This window comes from Plantibacter sp. H53 (assembly GCF_001650455.1).
Taxonomy (GTDB): domain Bacteria; phylum Actinomycetota; class Actinomycetes; order Actinomycetales; family Microbacteriaceae; genus Plantibacter; species Plantibacter flavus_A.
Genome location: NZ_LWCT01000001.1, coordinates 273,825 through 290,554, shown reverse-complemented (window position 1 = coordinate 290,554; position 16,730 = coordinate 273,825). Strand labels below are relative to the sequence as shown.

The following is a 16,730-nucleotide window of genomic DNA, read 5'->3' as shown; positions in this document are numbered from 1 at the left end:
TGCTGGGCTGGTCCTGCTCCTGGTCAACCACGGGCGCTCCTCACGGCTGCGACGGAACGTTCGACGGCGTCCGCGATCCCCGAGGGTCCGGCGGCGAGGATGCTCCGGGACTCGGAGACGATGACGCCCGGCGCGAGGTCGCCGTAGATGGATCCGAGGTCGGCGACCGCGGCTCCCTGGTGGCCGAAGCCGGGTGCCAGGATCGGGAGCGTGGTCGTCGGCGGTACCGCCGTCAGGCCGAACTCCTCGAGACGGAGCGTGGCACCGATGACCGCACCGATCGAACCGGTCGACCCGGGGTGGTGCCGTGCGTTCCAGTGGTCGATCTCGTCGAGCATCGACGCCGCGACGGTGAGGCCGGTGCTGTCCTCGGCGAGCTGGACGTCGCGACCCTCTGGGTTCGAGGTCGCCGTCAGCACGAACAGGCCCTTGCCGTGCTGCTCGGCGAGCTCGAGTGCCGGGTGCAGTGAGCCGAAGCCGAGATAGGGGTTCACGGTGAGGGCGTCGACCTCCAGCGGTGAACCGGGGGTCAGCCACGCCTCGGCATAGCCCTCCATGCTCGTCCCGATCTCGCCGCGCTTGGCGTCGCCGATCACGAGGAGCCCGGCGTCGCGTGCCGCTGCTAGGACCCCTTCGAGGGCGATGTACCCGGCCGACCCGAACCGTTCGAAGAACGCCACCTGCGGCTTGACGATCCCGGCGCGACCGGCTGCGGCCTCGACGACGGCGAGGCCGAAGGCCCCCGCGCCGGCGGCGGTGTCGGGCAGGCCCCACGCCTCGAGCAGGAAGCGGTGCGGATCGATGCCGACGCAGAGTCGGCCCGACCGGACGAAGACCTCGTCCAGCCGGGTTCCGAAGGAAGCCGTCACGAGCGCGCAGCCCGATCGAGTGCGTACTCCTGGAGGGAGCGGACCTCGAAGCCACCGCCGAGCGCCTCGAAGGAGCCGACCGCGGCGGTGAGCTGCGCGATCGTCGTGAAGAGCGGCTTGTCGGCCGCGACGGCGGCCGCGCGGATCTCGTAGCCGTCCGCGCGAGCCGACCGGCCACTCGGGGTGTTGATGACCATGTCGACCTCGTCGCGGTTGATCAGGTCGACGATCGAGTCGTCCTCGCCCGCGGCCGTGGTCTCGCTGTACTTGCGCACCGTCCGGGCACTGATGCCGTTCCGGTTCAGCACTTCGGCCGTGCCGTCGGTCGCGAGGATGTCGAACCCGAGCTGCTGGAGGCGCAGCACCGGCAGGATGATCGAGCGCTTGTCGCGGTCGGAGACCGAGACGAACACCGTTCCGCTCGACGGCAAGCCGCCGTAGGCCGCCTCCTGGCTCTTCGCGAACGCGCGCGGGAAGTCCTTGTCGATGCCCATCACCTCGCCGGTGGAGCGCATCTCCGGGCCGAGCACGCTGTCGACGATCTGGCCGTCCTTCGTGCGGAAGCGCTTGAAGGGCAGCACGGCCTCCTTGACCGACACCGGGGAGTCGATCGGGACGCGGGATCCGTCGACCGGGGGCAGGAGCCCCGAGTCCCTGAGCTCGGCGACCGTCGCGCCGGTCATGATGAGCGAAGCGGCCTTGGCCAGCGGGATGCCGAGCGCCTTCGACACGAACGGCACCGTGCGGGACGCACGCGGGTTCGCCTCGATGACGTAGAGGATGCCGGCGCCGATCGCGAACTGGACGTTCAGGAGACCACGCACGCCGATCCCCTGGGCGATCGCGAGCGTCGCATTCCGCACGCGGTCGATCTCGGCGCGACCGAGCGAGACGGGCGGCAGGGTGCAGCTCGAGTCGCCCGAGTGGATACCGGCCTCCTCGATGTGCTCCATGACGCCGCCGATGTAGAGCTCCTCGCCGTCGAACAGGGCGTCGACGTCGATCTCGATCGCGTCGTCGAGGAAGTGGTCGACGAGCAGCGGCTGGGCCGGGCCCACGATGCCCTGGTCCTCGATGCGCACGAAGTAGTCCGTGAGCGAGGCGCTGTCGTAGATGATCTCCATGCCGCGTCCGCCGAGCACGAAGCTCGGGCGGACGAGGACCGGGTAGCCGATCTCCTCGGCGACGCGCAGCGCACCCTCAATCTCCACCGCGGTGCCGTTCTTCGGTGCGACGAGGCCGGCGGCGTCCAGGATCTCCTGGAACTGGCCGCGCTCCTCGGCGAGGTCGATGGCGGTCGGCGTGGTGCCGAGGATCGGGACGCCTGCGGCCTCCAGACCCTTCGCGAGCCCGAGCGCCGTCTGGCCGCCGAGCTGGACGACGACACCGACGAGTTCGCCCGACTCGCTCTCGGCGTGGATGACCTCGAGGACGTCCTCGAGCGTGAGCGGCTCGAAGTAGAGCCGGTCGCTCGTGTCGTAGTCCGTCGAGACGGTCTCCGGGTTGCAGTTGATCATGATCGTCTCGAAACCGGCGGCCTGCAGCGCGAAGGACGCGTGCACGCAGGAATAGTCGAACTCGATGCCCTGGCCGATGCGGTTCGGGCCGGACCCGAGGATGACCACCTTGCGGCGGTCGCTCGCGACCACCTCGGTCTCCGTGTCGTAGCTCGAGTAGTGGTACGGGGTGAGGGCCGGGAACTCGCCGGCGCACGTGTCGACCGTCTTGTAGACCGGGCGGACACCCAGGATGTGGCGGACCTCACGCACCTCCTGCTCGCCGAACCCGCGCAGCTGACCGATCTGCGCGTCCGAGAAGCCGTGGTTCTTCGCGGTCCGGAGCACCTCGGTGTCGAGGCGGTCCGCCGCGGCGATCCAGTCGGCGACGTCGTTGATGAGGACGATCTGGTCGATGAACCACGGGTCGATCTTGGTGGCCTCGAAGACCTGCTCGGCGGTGGCACCCTTGCGGAGCGCCTGCTGCACGACGACGATGCGGCCGTCGGTCGGGGTCTTCATGACCTCGAGCAGCTCTTCGACGCTGCGGGACTCATCGCTCCAGTGGAAGCTGGAACCGCGCTTCTCGAGCGACCGCAGCGCCTTCTGCAGGGCGGTGGCGTAGTTGCGTCCGATCGCCATCGCCTCACCCACCGACTTCATGGTGGTCGTGAGCGTCGGGTCGGCGGCGGGGAACTTCTCGAACGCGAAGCGCGGGACCTTCACGACGACGTAGTCGAGCGTGGGCTCGAAGCTCGCGGGCGTGACCTTCGTGATGTCGTTCGGGATCTCGTCGAGTCGGTACCCGATGGCCAGCTTCGCCGCGATCTTCGCGATCGGGAAGCCGGTCGCCTTCGAGGCGAGGGCACTCGAGCGCGAGACGCGCGGGTTCATCTCGATGACGATGATGCGGCCGTCGGCCGGGTCGACCGCGAACTGGATGTTGCAGCCGCCGGTGTCGACGCCGACCGCGCGGATGATGTCGATGCCGATGTCGCGGAGCTTCTGGTACTCGCGGTCCGTCAGCGTCAGGGCGGGGGCCACCGTGATGGAGTCCCCGGTGTGCACGCCGACCGGGTCGACGTTCTCGATCGAGCAGACGACGACGGTGTTGTCGGCCGTGTCGCGCATGAGCTCGAGCTCGTACTCCTTCCAGCCGAGGATCGACTCCTCGAGGAGCACCTCGGTGGTCGGGCTCTGGTGGAGGCCGTCACCGACGATCCGGCGCAGTTCCGCCTCGGTGTACGCGAAACCTGAGCCGAGACCGCCCATAGTGAACGAGGGGCGGACGACCAGCGGGTAGCCGAGGTCCTCGGCGTAGCCGACGGCCTCCTCGACCGTGTGGGCGATGTACGAGCGGGCCACGTCCGCGCCCGCATCGAGCACGAGCTGCTTGAAGATCTGGCGGTCCTCGCCCTTGTTGATCGCCTCGAAGTTCGCGCCGATGAGCTCGACGTCGTACTTCTCGAGGATGCCGTGCTCGTGCAGCTGGATCGCGGCGTTCAACGCCGTCTGGCCGCCGAGGGTCGGCAGGATCGCGTCGGGCTTCTCCTTCGCGATGATCGTCTCGATGACCTGCCAGGTGATCGGCTCCACGTAGGTCGCGTCGGCGAAGTCGGGGTCGGTCATGATGGTCGCCGGGTTCGAGTTGACGAGGATGACGCGGACGCCCTCCTCGCGCAGCACGCGGCATGCCTGGGTGCCCGAGTAGTCGAACTCGGCGGCCTGCCCGATGACGATCGGCCCGGAGCCGATGACGAGGACGCTGTTGATGTCGTCGCGCTTGGGCACTAGTTGTTCTCCTTGGTGCTGGAAGTGGTGGCGTGGCCGGTCACGAGGTCGCGGAACCGGTCGAACAGGTAGACCGCGTCGTGCGGACCCGAGGCGGACTCGGGGTGGTACTGGACCGAGAACGCGGGGATGTCGATGCAGTTGATGCCCTCGACGACCTCGTCGTTCAGGCTGTAGTGGCTGACCTCCGCGAGGCCGAACCCGGCGGGCGTCTCGTGGCGGCCCTCGATCGGCAGGTCCACCGCGAAGCCGTGGTTCTGCGAGGTGATCTCCACCCGACCGGTCGCCTTGTCGAGGACCGGCTGGTTGATCCCGCGGTGGCCGAACGGCAGCTTGTAGGTGTCGAATCCGAGCGCGCGGCCGAGCAGCTGGTTGCCGAAGCAGATGCCGAAGTACGGGACGCCCGCGCGGAGCACGTCCTGCAGGAGGGCGACGTGCGCGTCGCTCGCAGCCGGGTCGCCGGGTCCGTTGGAGAAGAACAGGGCGGACGGTTCGAGCGCGAGGACTTCGGCCGAGGTCACCGACTGCGGCAGCACCACGACGTCGAAGCCGCGAGCGGCGAGGTGGTTGAGCGTCGACGTCTTGACGCCGAGGTCGAGGACCGCGACGGAACCGACGCGCTCCCCCACCGCCGGCACGGTGTATTGCTCGGTCGTGGAGACCTGGCTCGACAGGTTCAGACCGGCCATCTGCGCGCCGGCGCGGACGAGACTGAGCTGTTCGGCGCCGGACAACTCGAAGTCCTCACCGGAGAACACGCCGCCGCGCATGGAACCGGCGGAACGGATGTGCCTCGTCACCGCGCGGGTGTCGATGCCGCTGATGCCCACGACGCCGTCCTGGACGAGTTCGTCGTCGAGCGAGCGGTCCGCTCGGAAGTTGGAGACGACGCGCGACGCGTCGCGCACCACGTATCCGGCGACCCAGACACGGGCGGACTCCATGTCCTCGCGGTTGACGCCGGTGTTGCCGATGTGGGGCGCGGTCATCAGGACGATCTGTCCGGCGTAGGACGGGTCGGTCAGCGTCTCCTGGTAGCCGGTCATGCCGGTGGCGAAGACGACCTCGCCGAGCGTGCGGCCGGTCGCGCCGTAGGCGTGGCCGACGTAGCGGTTGCCGTCCTCGAGGACGAGTACCGCTGGACTGGGTGGGGTGAAGGAGGTCATGGTCAAGCCCTCTCGTGAGGCGGTGGGGTGGAGTCGTCGGCCGAGGTGACGTCGGCGACGGTGTCTGAGGTGCCGGTCGGCCGGAGTCCGGCGTCCGCGGCGGGGATGAGGCTCGTGACGATGTCGATGATGCGGGCGCGGTCCGCCTGCTCGAGGACGCGGAAGGTGCTGTCCGCGATCACCGTCGGGACGGGACGCCAGCTCAGGCGGATGAGCCCGCCCGGCTCGACGACCCGGTCGATCGTGAGGTTGGTCTGGTCGACGCCGACGATGCTCGTCGCCGGGATGAACGTCGGCCGCTCCCCCGGGACGTCGACGACGACTCCGGCGGCGCCCAGTTCGAGCGTGACCCGGGATCGGTAGCGCAGTCCCTGCAACGCCAGCCGTTCGAGCGGCTGGTCGTGCTTCGACGTCGCGACGTAGAGGACCTCGACCGTCAGTGACGGGACCGGCCGCGGGTCGGGGAGCTCTGCGAGGGGACCGACCTGGGCGTCGCGCGCGACGCGGCGTCGCCAGGCGAGGCCCATGAGGGCGAGGATGCCGAGGAGGACGAGGGCGACGAGGACGGCCGCGAGGATCCGCCCGTCCATCAGCGCTCGACCTCCGCGGATCGCGCGGCGCGGCGTGCTGCGGCCGCGACCTGCTCCGTCGGGAGCACGGCGCCGTCCAGGACGGTCGCGTAGCCACGGTGGAAGGTGGCGACGACGCGGCCCGGCAGCTCCAGGCCGAGGTAGGGCGAATTCACGCCCTTGCCGGCAAGGTCGGCCGTGCCGAACGGACGGGTGGCGGCGGTGTCGTAGAGCACGACCTCCGCCGGAGCTCCGGCCTCGATCGAAGCTCCCTGCCCGGTGATCCGTCCGATCCTCGCCGGCGTCGCCGAGAGCACCCGGGCGACGTCGTTCCAGTCCAGGAGCCCGGTCGCGACCATCGACGCGTGCACGACGGAGAGGGCGGACTCGAGGCCCACCATGCCGTTCGCGGCGGCGTCCCACTCGCAGTCCTTGGCCTCGACCGGGTGCGGTGCGTGGTCCGTCGCGACGATGTCGATCGTGCCGTCCGCGAGGGCCTCGCGCAGCGCCTGGACGTCCTCCGCCCGTCGCAGCGGCGGGTTCACCTTGTACCGGGCGTCGTAACTCGCCACCAGCTCCTCCGTGAGCAGCAGGTGGTGCGGCGTGACCTCGGCCGTGACGGGGATGCCTCGGGCCTTCGCCCAGCGGATGACGTCGACGGACCCTGCCGTCGAGACATGGCAGATGTGGAGGCGGGAACCCACATGCTCGGCGAGGAGGACGTCGCGGGCGATGATCGACTCCTCGGCGACCGCCGGCCACCCGGTGAGCCCGAGTTCGCCGGAGAGGGCGCCCTCGTTCATCTGCGCACCGACGGTGAGCCGGGGTTCCTGCGCGTGCTGGGCGATCACGCCGTCGAAGGCCTTCACGTACTCCAGCGCGCGGCGCATGAGCAGCGGGTCGGACACGCAGAGACCGTCGTCCGAGAAGACCCGGACCTCGGCACGTGAGGAGGCCATGGCGCCGAGTTCGGCGAGCCGCTCTCCGGCGAGGCCGACCGTCACGGCACCGATCGGCTGCACCGTCGCGTACCCGGCGCGTTCACCGAGCGACTGTTCCTGCTCGACGACCCCGGCCGTGTCGGCCACCGGCGAGGTGTTGGCCATCGCGAACACCGCGGTGAAGCCGCCGGCGGCTGCGGCACGCGTACCGGTGAGCACCGTCTCGCTCTGCTCGAACCCGGGTTCCCGGAGATGCGTGTGGAGGTCGACGAGCCCGGGGAGAGCGAGGAGGCCGTCTGCATCGACGACGGTCGCGCCGACGGCGCTCAGCCCGGAGCCGCGTTCCGCGATCCGTCCGTCGCGCAGGAGGAGGTCGGTGCGTGTCCCGTCGGCGAGCGTCGCTCCGGTGATCAGCGTGGCGTCGTGATTCGAAGTGGGCTCAGACACGGGTGGATTCCTCTCGATCGCCGGACAGCAGCAGGTACAACGCGGCCATCCGGACCGACACCCCGTTGGCGACCTGTTCGAGGACGGTCGACCGGGGTGAGTCGGCTGCCCCGGACGAGATCTCCAGACCGCGGTTCATCGGCCCGGGGTGCATGACAATGCTAGCCGGATCGAGGCGGGCGAGTCGCTCGTCGTCGAGCCCCCAGCGCCTGGAATACTCCCGGCTGTTCGGGAAAAAGGCGGCGCGCATGCGTTCGGACTGGATCCGGAGCATCATCAGCACGTCGGGACGCTGGGCGATCGCGTCGTCCAGGTCGTAGCGGACGGTGGCCGGCCACGGGCCGAGGTCCACCGGAAGCAGTGTCGGCGGGGCGACGAGGGTCACCTCGGCGCCGAGCGTGTCGAGCAGCCAGACGTTCGAGCGGGCGACCCGGGAATGCAGGATGTCGCCGACGATCGTCACCGCCACCCCGTCGAGCGCGCGACCGCGGGAACGCTCGCCGTGGAGGCGCTTGCGCATCGTGAACGCGTCCAGGAGGGCCTGCGTCGGGTGCTCGTGCGTCCCGTCCCCCGCGTTCAGGATGCCTGCGTCGATCCACCCGCTGTCGGCGAGGGTCTGCGGCGCACCGGAGGCGGAGTGTCGGATCACGACGGCGTCGGCGTGCATCGCGGCGAGGGTCTGTGCGGTGTCCTTGAGGCTCTCGCCCTTCGAGACGCTCGACCCCTTCGCGCTGAAGGTGATGACGTCTGCGGACAGCCGTTTTGCGGCAGCCTCGAACGAGATGCGCGTGCGGGTCGAGTCCTCGAAGAAGAGGTTGACGACCGTCTTCCCACGGAGGGTCGGGAGCTTGCGGACCTCACGGAACTGCGTCTCGGCCATGTCCTCCGCGACGTCGAGGATCTCGATCGCCTCGTCGCGGGTGAGGGTCTTCGTCGACAGCAGGTGCCTCATTCGCCGCTCCCCTCGATCGTCACGGAGTCGTCGCCGTCGAACTCGGTGAGCCGGACGAAGATGCGCTCCGCCTGCGAGGAGGGCAGGTTCTTCCCCACGAAGTCGGGCCGGATCGGGAGCTCGCGGTGCCCGCGGTCGACGAGCGCGGCGAGCCGCACGACGCGTGGGCGGCCCAGGTCGGTCAACGCGTCGAGTGCGGCGCGGATGGTGCGTCCCGAGTACAGGACGTCGTCGACGAGGACGACCGTGCGCCCGTCGATCCCCTGCGGCGGCAGTGTCGTGGGCTGCGGTGCACGGGTCGGGTGTTTCGCCAGGTCGTCGCGGTACATCGTGACGTCGAGTGCACCCGAGACGATGGTCGCGCCGGAGATCGAGGAGATCGTGGCGGCGATCCGCTTCGCGAGGATGACCCCGCGCGTCGGGATGCCGAGGATCACGAGGTCGTCTGCTCCGCGGTTGGACTCGAGGATCTCGTGGGAGATCCGAGTCAACGCCCGCGCGATGTCAGCTTCGTGCAGCACGGTACGTGCGCTCATCGCCGACTCCCTTCTCCGCCTCTCTGGACGGTCTTAAAGGTTGTCTTGGTCAACACCCGAGCCTAGCAGTCGGATCAGGCCTCGTAGAGCTCCAACGGGAGGCCGTCGGGATCGAAGAAGAACAGCATCTTGCGCGAGGTGTGCGGGTCGATCCGGACGTCTTCGACGCGGACACCCAGCTCGACCAGCCGCGCGTGGCCGGCGTCGACGTCGTCGACGGCGAAGGCGAGGTGCCGCAGCCCGAGCGCTTCGGGCCCGGATGCGCGCGCCGGCGGGTCAGGGAAGGAGAACAACTCGATGAGGTACTGACCGTTCAGGGCGAGGTCGCCCATCCAGGAGTCGCGCTCGGCCCGGTACACCTCGGTGAGCAGCTCGCAGCCGAGCACCGAGGTGTAGAAGTGCTTGGAGCGCTCGTAGTCGCTGGCGATGATCGCGATGTGGTGCACGCGCTTCAGCGGCAGGGCTGCACCGTTCTCGTCGCTCATCGTCACCGCGGGTTGATCTGCGAGATCTTGCCGAGCAGGCCGTTGATGAAGCCGGCCGAGTCGTCGGTCGACAGCGTCTTGGCTGCCTCGACCGCTTCGTCGATGGCGACGCCGTGCGGCACCTCGTCGTTGAACAGGATCTCCCAGATCGCGATCCGGAGGATGGCCCGGTCGACCGTTGGCATCCGCGCGAGCGTCCAGCCCTGAGCGTACGTCTCGATCTGCTCGTCGATCTCCTCGGCGTGGTCACCGACGCCGTCGACGATCTCCCTCGCATACAACCACGAGGCCTGGCGGTCGGGCTCGCTGACGGCGCGAGACGCTTCCGCGGACAGGACTTCAGCGAGGGTCTGCTGACGGACATCGGCCTGGTACAGCAGATCGAGGGCGCGCTTGCGCGCCTTGGTACGAGCGCTCACTCGTTGACGCGACCGAGGTAGTCACCCGTACGGGTGTCGACCTTGACCTTGGTGCCGGTCTCGAGGAAGAGCGGGACCTGGATCTCGTAGCCGGTCTCGACGGTCGCCGGCTTCGTGCCGCCGGTCGAGCGGTCGCCCTGGAGCCCGGGTTCCGTGTAGGTGACCTCGAGGATGACCGACGCGGGGAGCTCGACGTAGAGCGGGTTGCCGTTGTTGAGTGCGACCGTGACGTCCTGGTTCTCGAGGAGGAAGTTCTTGGTGTCGCCGACGACGACGGCGGGGATGGTGATCTGGTCGTAGTCGCTCTTGTCCATGAAGACGAAGGAGTCGCCGTCCGCGTACAGGTAGGTGAAGTCGCGGCGGTCGACGTTCTCGACGTCGATCTTCGTGCCGGCGTTGTACGTCTTGTCGACGACCTTGCCGGTCATGATGTTCTTCATCTTGGTGCGGACGAACGCGCCACCCTTGCCCGGCTTGACGTGCTGGAACTCGATCACCGTCCAGAGCTGCCCGTCGATGTTCAGGACGATGCCGTTCTTGATGTCAGCGGTAGAAGCCATGCGCGAGAATGTCCGTTCGTGGAAAGTGTGCGGCCGGATACGACCCAACGAACGAGTGTAACCGCTGCGAGGACCCGTGACCAACGCGCCCGCGGTGGATCATGGCGCCGCGCACCTCACTCGGCACTGCGGCGCACCACGAGGTCGAGGGCGAGGCGGTACGAGTCGAAGCCGAAACCGGCGATCACACCGGTCGCGACACCGGAGATGACGCTCGTGTGACGGAACGCCTCCCGGGCGTGCGGATTCGAGAGGTGCACCTCGACGAGCAGGAGGCCAGCCTTGGTGACCATCGCCGCCGCGTCACGGAGCCCGTAACTGTAGTGGGTGAACGCCGCGGGGTTGAGGATCACGGACCTGCCGGAGTCGACGGCCTCGTGGAGCCAGCCGATCAGCTCGCCTTCGTCGTCCGTCTGGCGCAGGTCGATCCGCGTCCCGTCGCCCGCGTCGGCCTCGAGCACGGTGCGCAGCGCAACGAGGTCGGCCGAGCCGTAAACGTCGGGTTCACGGCTGCCGAGGCGCCCGAGGTTCGGTCCGTTGAGGACGAGTACGGTGGTCATGAGTCGAGGGTATCCGTTCGGGACGAGCGCTCGCGGAGCGCACCGGCGTCGGTCAGGAGCCGATCTCCTGGTAGGCGGCGAAGAGCAGCGAGGTCTCGGGCCCTTGGAGGACGGTCGGCTTGGCAAGGTCGTCGAGCACGATGAACCGCAACATCGAACCGCGCGTCTTCTTGTCGCGCTGCATCGTCGCGAGCAGCGTGTTCCAGCGGCCCACCGGATAGGCGATCGGCAGGCTGAGGAGCTCCAGGACACGACGGTGGCGGTCGACGACCTCGTCCGACAGCCGGCCGGCGAGGCGGGACAGCTCGGCGACGTACATCATGCCGATCGCCACCGCGGCACCGTGTCGCCACTGATACCGCTCGGCGTGCTCGATGGCGTGCCCGAGCGTGTGCCCGTAGTTGAGGATCTCGCGGAGGCCCTGCTCGGTGAAGTCCTCGCTGACGACGTCGGCCTTCATCCGGATCGCGAGCTCGATGCAGCGGCGGAAGGCGGGTGTCTCGGGGTCGGTCGCGGCGTCGACGTCGGCCTCGATGAGATCGAGGATCTCCGGGTAGCGGATGAACCCGGCCTTGGCCACCTCGGCGAACCCGGCGAGGATCTCGTTCTTCGGGAGGGTGTCGAGCGTGTCGAGATCGCAGACGACGGCTGCCGGGGCGTAGAAGGCGCCGACGAGGTTCTTGCCTTCCGCCGTGTTGATGCCCGTCTTGCCGCCCACGGCCGCGTCGACCATGCCGAGGACCGTCGTGGGGACCTGCACGAGTCGGACGCCGCGCAGCCAGGTGGCGGCGACGAAGCCTGCGAGGTCGGTGACGGCGCCACCGCCGAACCCGATGACCGCGTCGGAGCGCGTGAAGTCTGCCTGCCCGAGGACTCCCCAGCAGAACGCGGCCACCTCGACCCGTTTCCCGGCTTCGGCGTCCGGCACCTCGGCGAGCAGCACCTGGTACCGGTCGCTCAGGGTCTCGCGCAGTTTGGCAGCCTTCTCGCCCAGCGTCGCCGGGTGGACGATGAGGACCCGCTGCACGCCGGTCCCGAGGGCGTCGACGAGCACGTCCTCCAGCCCTCTCCCGATCGTGATGGGGTACGGGGAGGATCCCGTCACCTCGATGACGGTCCGCTCGGTCGGGATGGTCGGTTCGGTGCTCATGCAGGCTCCTTCACCCAGGCGACGAGCTCGTCGACGATGCCTGAGATGGGTCGGTGCGAGGTGTCGAAGGTGACATCCGCGAGTCGTTCGTACACGGGACGCCGGGCGGCGGCGATGCGCGACCACGCGCCGGGGTCGTCACGGAGGAGTGGACGCTTGTCGAGGTTGGCTCGTGCCAGCACGGCCTCTTCGGTCACCGTCAACAGCACGACGCGTGCATCGGCGAGCTGACGCTGCGTGTCCTCGTCGAGCACCGCTCCCCCGCCGAGCGACACGATCGCCGGCTGCTCGAGTGCGGCGGCGACCGCCGCCCGCTCCAGGGCGCGGAAGTGCGCCTCGCCGTGTCGCTCGAAGATGCGCGCAATCGCTCCGTGCTCGCCGGAGACGACGTTGTCGGTGTCGACGAACGGCAGGCCCAGGCGCTTCGCCAGCTGCTTGCCGACGCGGCTCTTCCCCGACCCCATCGGTCCGATGAGGACGACGGGGAGTCGGAGATCGGCGGCCTGCTCAGGCATCGGCGCTGGAGGCGTGGTCGCCTCGCGTGCGCAGGTTCGACGGGATCGCTGCCAGGTATCCGTCGAGGTTGCGCTTCGTCTCGGGGACGGAGTCGCCACCGAACTTCTCGAGCACCGCTTCGGCGAGGACCAGGGCCACCATCGCCTCGGCCACGACACCGGAGGCCGGGACCGCGCAGACGTCCGAGCGCTGGTGGTGCGCGGTGGCGGCCTCGCTCGTCGCGACGTCGACCGTGCGGAGCGAGTGCGGGACGGTCGCGATCGGCTTCATGCCGGCGCGCACGCGGAGGACGGTACCGGTGGTCATGCCACCCTCGGTGCCGCCGGCGCGATCGCTCTGCCGGGCGATGCCGTCGCTCTCCTGGACGAGCTCGTCGTGGGCCGCGGAACCGCGACGCGTCGTCGTGAGGAAGCCGTCGCCGACCTCCACACCCTTGATGGCCTGGATGCCCATGAGAGCTGCCGCGAGACGTGCGTCGAGTCGGCGGTCCCAGTGGACGTAGGAGCCGAGTCCCGGTGGGAGTCCGTAGGCCAGGACCTCGACGATGCCGCCGAGGGTGTCACCGTCCTTCTTGGCCGCGTCGACCTCGGCGACCATGCGCTCCGAGGTCGCCTTGTCGAAGCAGCGCAGCGGATCGGCGTCGAGCGCGTCGACGTCGGCCGGGACCGGCAGCGGGCTGTCTTCGGGAACGCGCACCGGGCCGATCGACAGCGTGTGGCTGACGAGGGTGATGCCCAGCTCGCCGAGGAAGGAGCGCGCGACGGCGCCGAGGGCGACGCGCGCAGCGGTCTCGCGTGCGCTGGCGCGCTCGAGCACGGGACGCGCCTCGTCGAAGCCGTACTTCTGCATGCCCGTCAGGTCGGCGTGGCCGGGACGCGGACGGGTGAGCGCGGCGCTGCGGCCACGCGACTTGTCGGAGATCTCGGTCGGCTCGGGGCTCATGACCTCGGCCCACTTCGGCCACTCGGTGTTGCCGATGCGGATCGCGATCGGGCTGCCCATGGAGAAGCCGTGGCGGACGCCGCCGGACAGGTTGAGCTCGTCCTCCTCGAACTTCATGCGGGATCCTCGGCCGTAGCCGAGCTTCCGTCGGGCGAGGTCGGCGCGGACGCCGTCCATGGAGATGGGGACGCCGGACGGGAGTCCCTCGAGGACGGCGATGAGTTCCGGGCCGTGAGACTCTCCGGCAGTGAGCCAACGAAGCATGGTCCTATCCTTCCATAGAGCCGGGACGCGACCGTGCGCCTTCGGTCGACGGCCCGGCGGGTGTGCAGGTGGGCGACGGATGCGTCCGGAGCGGTCAGTGCCAGGCGACCGGCGCGCCGGTGTGATCGAGGTGGACCGTGTCGAGCATCGCCCCGAGCACCGTCGTCTCATCGTCGAGCGGCAGGAGCGGATCGCCGAGGACGAAGATCCGGACCTGGAGCAACGCCTGGTGCACGAGCATCGACAGCCCGCTGAGGACCGACCCGCCGGCCTGCGACCAGGCCTCCGCGAGCACGCTCGGCCACGGGTCGTACGCGACGTCGAGGAGGAGCGCGCCTGGAGCATGGGACAGGACCGGACCCGGTTCGGTGAGGGCGCCGCCCGGAAGGGTGCTGATCACGAGCGGTGCGCCAGGCGTCTCACCGTCGAACGGCCCTGAGGCGAACCGCAGCCCCAGCCGGCCGGCGAGGTCCTCGAGTGGTCGCGCCTGGGCCGGTCGTCGGAGCGCCACGTGGACGTGCTCGGCACCGAGGTCCGCCGCCGCCATGATCGCCGAGGAAGCCGTCGCTCCCCCGCCCAGGACGACCGCGGACGCGATCGTGTCGACACCGGCCGCCCCGATCGCGCGGACGATGCCGCCGACGTCGGTGTTGAACCCCTCGATCCGACGGGACCCGTCCTCGGCTCGTCGGAGACGCAGCGTGTTGACCGCCCCGGTCTCGGTTGCGGCGCGGTCGGCCACGTCGGCCAGCTCGAGCGCGCGATGCTTCAGTGGCATGGTCAGCGAGAGCCCCCGCCAGTCCGAGCCGAGGTCGTCGAGGAAGGCCGAGAGCTCAGCCGCCTCGAGTTCGTGGCGACCGTAGTCCCAGTCGAGCCCCAGCACCCGGTAGGCGGCCTCATGCAGTGCCGGCGACTTGGAGTGGGCGATGGGCGCGCCGAGCACGGCGAGCCGCGGCTGCCCGTCCTGGCCGTGACCCGGCCCTGTTCCACGCATGTGCGCCACGCTCCCGCTACTGGTACTCGGGGTGCTCGTCCATCCAGGACAGCCACTTGTCGACCGCGGCCTCGTGCTCCTCCTGGGTGGTGGAGAAGATCGTCTCACCGGAATCGAGGTTCCAGGTGACGAAGTAGAGCCAGGGTCCGTCGGCCGGATGCAGGGCTGCGTCGATCGCGAGGTCGCCCGGGTTCGAGATCGGTCGCACGACCATGCCCGGGTGGACGTAGGTGTTGTACGGGTTCGAAGCGTCGGCGCGCTCGGCGTCCGTTGTCGACACCCGGTGGGTGTTGCCCGTCCCGTACGCGACCGTCGCGTCGGACTGCAGCAGACCGCTCTCCCACTGGGCCGGGTCCAGTCGGTTGAGGAAGACCCGCGACACCTTGTAGTAGTCGTCGCGGAGGCCCGCCTCCTTCTGGATGAGCGACGCCAGGACGATGGTCTTCCAGCGGTCCTCGGGCTTCACCCCGGCGTCGTCGAGCGCCTGGAACGACCGGTTCACGAGGGTCTGGAGGACGGCGTGCGCATCGCCGCCGTCGGGGAGGCTGTAGGTCGCCGGGAAGAGGAACCCCTCGAGCGAGGTCGCCTCGGCGGGGAGACCGAAGGACGCGACGTCGGCGGCCGCAGCCTGGAGTTCCTCCAGCGGGATGCCGGTGCCCTCCGCGATCGACGGCAGGGCGTCCTGCTCGGCGGTGCCCTCGGGGATGACGAAGGTGTCCTCCATGCGGTTCGCCTCATCGGTCAGGGCCGCAAGGGCGGACTTGGCGCTCATCTTGAGCTTCAGCTTGTAGGCGCCAGGGAAGAACTCCGGCTGGGTGGGCTGTGCGAGGAGGAGGTCGTAGAAGGCGTCGAACGACTTCGTGACCCCCGCGTCGTGCAGGCTCGTCGCGATGTCCTCGCCGATGTCGCCCTCGTTGACCATGACGACGGCCTCGCCGCTGCCGGCACCCTCGTAGTCGTTCGGTTCCTCCCAGCCGAGGACCTTGCGGATCTGCGGCTCGTAACTCGTCCACACGACCGCGGCGCACGCGACGAGACCCCCGACGACCACGATCGACACGATGAGCGCGATGAGCCCGCGACGACCACGACGGCGCTTCGGCGGTTCCCCGCCGGCCAGCGCACGACGGCGCCCCCGATGGATCGGCTGCGGCCCGCTGTCGTTCGCCGTGTCGTCCTCAGCGAGCAGGTCCTCGAACGCGGGGATGGTCATGGTCCTGGCCCGGGATGCCGAAGATTCGGAGTCGTCGGACTCGGGCGCACGTGAGGTCGGTCCGCTCAAGGGTGTGGCGCTCGCGGCCGGTTCGCCGACGCTGGAGTCACCGGACGACGCGGCGGTCGAGGGGGCGTCGACGGACGTGGCGTCGACCGATCTGGAACCGGCCGGGGCCGGTTCGGCCGTGTCGCTCGCGGCGTCTTCATCGACGGGCTCGGGCGGCGTCGAGGCGGCTTCGGCGGCCTCCCGCCGCTGGCGTGCCTCGCGTCGGGACAGTGGCACCGGCTGGTCCCCCGCGGCGTTCCGTTCGGACGTGAAGAGGTCGGCGAGCGGATCGTCTGCTGGGTTGTTCTGAGGTGTCAGATTCGACACAGGCACGTCCTGTTCACGGGTCGACGGGGCTTCCGGGGGGTCGCCCCGAACCGCGTTCGGCGTCGAGGGCGTACTGCAAGAGTATGACGGCCGCCACCTGATCGACAATCGAGCGCGTCTGCTTCTGTCGTTTCCCAGCGGAGCGCAAGGCGCCGTGGGCGGTCACCGTCGTCAGCCGCTCGTCGACGAGACGGGCCGGGACACCGGTGATCGACCTGAGCCGGGCGGCGAACTCCCGGGCGTCCTGTGTGGACGCCGTGTCCTTCCCCGACAGGGCGATCGGGAGACCGACGACGAGCTCCACGGCGCCGAGTTCTTCGGCGATGACCGCGATCGCCCGGATGTCGGCGTCGCCGCCCAGGTCCCGTGGGACCGTCTCCACCGGCGTGGCCAACAGGCCGTCGGGATCGCTTCTCGCGACCCCGACCCTGGCCTTCCCGACGTCGATCCCGAGTCGGACACCGCGACGGAACCCGTCCGTCATG

Annotated in this window: 16 protein-coding genes and 1 pseudogene; all 17 read right to left on the bottom strand. The window is 69.6% G+C overall.

The window, feature by feature from the left end:
• Positions 1-23: 23 nt before the first annotated feature.
• The gene (gene pyrF, locus A4X17_RS01320; RefSeq protein WP_082915829.1) at positions 24-869 is read right to left on the bottom strand and encodes an orotidine-5'-phosphate decarboxylase; all 846 of its coding nucleotides are present in this window, start codon (positions 867-869) and stop codon (positions 24-26) included.
• A complete protein-coding gene (gene carB / locus A4X17_RS01315) occupies positions 866-4,156 on the bottom strand; it encodes a carbamoyl-phosphate synthase large subunit (RefSeq protein ID WP_064293841.1) in 3,291 nt (1,096 codons plus the stop codon). The genes pyrF and carB overlap by 4 nt, the downstream gene beginning before the upstream one ends.
• Complete coding sequence (gene carA, locus A4X17_RS01310; RefSeq protein ID WP_064293840.1) at positions 4,156-5,322, bottom strand: glutamine-hydrolyzing carbamoyl-phosphate synthase small subunit; 1,167 nt, start codon at positions 5,320-5,322, stop codon at positions 4,156-4,158. The genes carB and carA overlap by 1 nt, the downstream gene beginning before the upstream one ends.
• Before the next feature lie 2 nt (positions 5,323-5,324).
• Positions 5,325-5,912: a hypothetical protein gene (locus tag A4X17_RS01305; RefSeq protein ID WP_064293839.1), complete on the bottom strand. Its 588-nt coding sequence runs from the start codon at positions 5,910-5,912 to the stop codon at positions 5,325-5,327.
• On the bottom strand, positions 5,912-7,279 hold the full coding sequence (locus tag A4X17_RS01300; protein ID WP_064293838.1) for a dihydroorotase: 1,368 nt from the start codon (positions 7,277-7,279) through the stop codon (positions 5,912-5,914). Before A4X17_RS01300 ends, A4X17_RS01305 begins: the two co-directional genes overlap by 1 nt.
• The gene (locus tag A4X17_RS01295; protein WP_064293837.1) at positions 7,272-8,231 is read right to left on the bottom strand and encodes an aspartate carbamoyltransferase catalytic subunit; all 960 of its coding nucleotides are present in this window, start codon (positions 8,229-8,231) and stop codon (positions 7,272-7,274) included. The genes A4X17_RS01300 and A4X17_RS01295 overlap by 8 nt, the downstream gene beginning before the upstream one ends.
• A pseudogene (gene pyrR / locus A4X17_RS01290) lies at positions 8,228-8,773 on the bottom strand (bifunctional pyr operon transcriptional regulator/uracil phosphoribosyltransferase PyrR); the annotation flags it as partial. The pseudogene pyrR and the gene A4X17_RS01295, both read right to left, overlap by 4 nt.
• Positions 8,774-8,841: 68 nt before the next feature.
• Positions 8,842-9,252 carry a VOC family protein gene (locus A4X17_RS01285; protein WP_064293835.1) on the bottom strand — a complete coding sequence of 137 codons (411 nt, stop codon included), beginning with the start codon at positions 9,250-9,252 and terminating at the stop codon, positions 8,842-8,844.
• Positions 9,253-9,254: 2 nt separating this feature from the next.
• Positions 9,255-9,671 (bottom strand): transcription antitermination factor NusB, encoded by a 417-nt coding sequence (nusB, locus tag A4X17_RS01280; protein WP_064293834.1) that lies wholly within the window; start codon positions 9,669-9,671, stop codon positions 9,255-9,257.
• A complete protein-coding gene (gene efp, locus A4X17_RS01275; protein ID WP_056005785.1) occupies positions 9,668-10,231 on the bottom strand; it encodes an elongation factor P in 564 nt (187 codons plus the stop codon). The genes nusB and efp overlap by 4 nt, the downstream gene beginning before the upstream one ends.
• A 116-nt stretch (positions 10,232-10,347) precedes the next feature.
• Entirely contained in the window at positions 10,348-10,791 is a 444-nt protein-coding gene (locus tag A4X17_RS01270; protein WP_064293833.1) for a type II 3-dehydroquinate dehydratase, read from the bottom strand.
• 52 nt (positions 10,792-10,843) lie between these two features.
• Entirely contained in the window at positions 10,844-11,941 is a 1,098-nt protein-coding gene (aroB, locus tag A4X17_RS01265) for a 3-dehydroquinate synthase (protein ID WP_064293832.1), read from the bottom strand.
• The gene (locus A4X17_RS01260; RefSeq protein WP_064293831.1) at positions 11,938-12,456 is read right to left on the bottom strand and encodes a shikimate kinase; all 519 of its coding nucleotides are present in this window, start codon (positions 12,454-12,456) and stop codon (positions 11,938-11,940) included. Before A4X17_RS01260 ends, aroB begins: the two co-directional genes overlap by 4 nt.
• The gene (gene aroC / locus A4X17_RS01255) at positions 12,449-13,663 is read right to left on the bottom strand and encodes a chorismate synthase (protein ID WP_064293830.1); all 1,215 of its coding nucleotides are present in this window, start codon (positions 13,661-13,663) and stop codon (positions 12,449-12,451) included. The genes A4X17_RS01260 and aroC overlap by 8 nt, the downstream gene beginning before the upstream one ends.
• 94 nt (positions 13,664-13,757) lie before the next feature.
• Positions 13,758-14,657 (bottom strand): shikimate dehydrogenase, encoded by a 900-nt coding sequence (locus A4X17_RS01250; protein ID WP_064293829.1) that lies wholly within the window; start codon positions 14,655-14,657, stop codon positions 13,758-13,760.
• Positions 14,658-14,673: 16 nt separating this feature from the next.
• A complete protein-coding gene (gene mltG / locus A4X17_RS01245) occupies positions 14,674-16,245 on the bottom strand; it encodes an endolytic transglycosylase MltG (RefSeq protein ID WP_231884258.1) in 1,572 nt (523 codons plus the stop codon).
• A 13-nt stretch (positions 16,246-16,258) separates the two neighbouring features.
• Positions 16,259-16,729, bottom strand: coding sequence for a Holliday junction resolvase RuvX (gene ruvX / locus A4X17_RS01240; RefSeq protein ID WP_064293828.1), 471 nt, complete (start codon positions 16,727-16,729; stop codon positions 16,259-16,261).
• Between the last annotated feature and the right edge of the window lies 1 nt (position 16,730).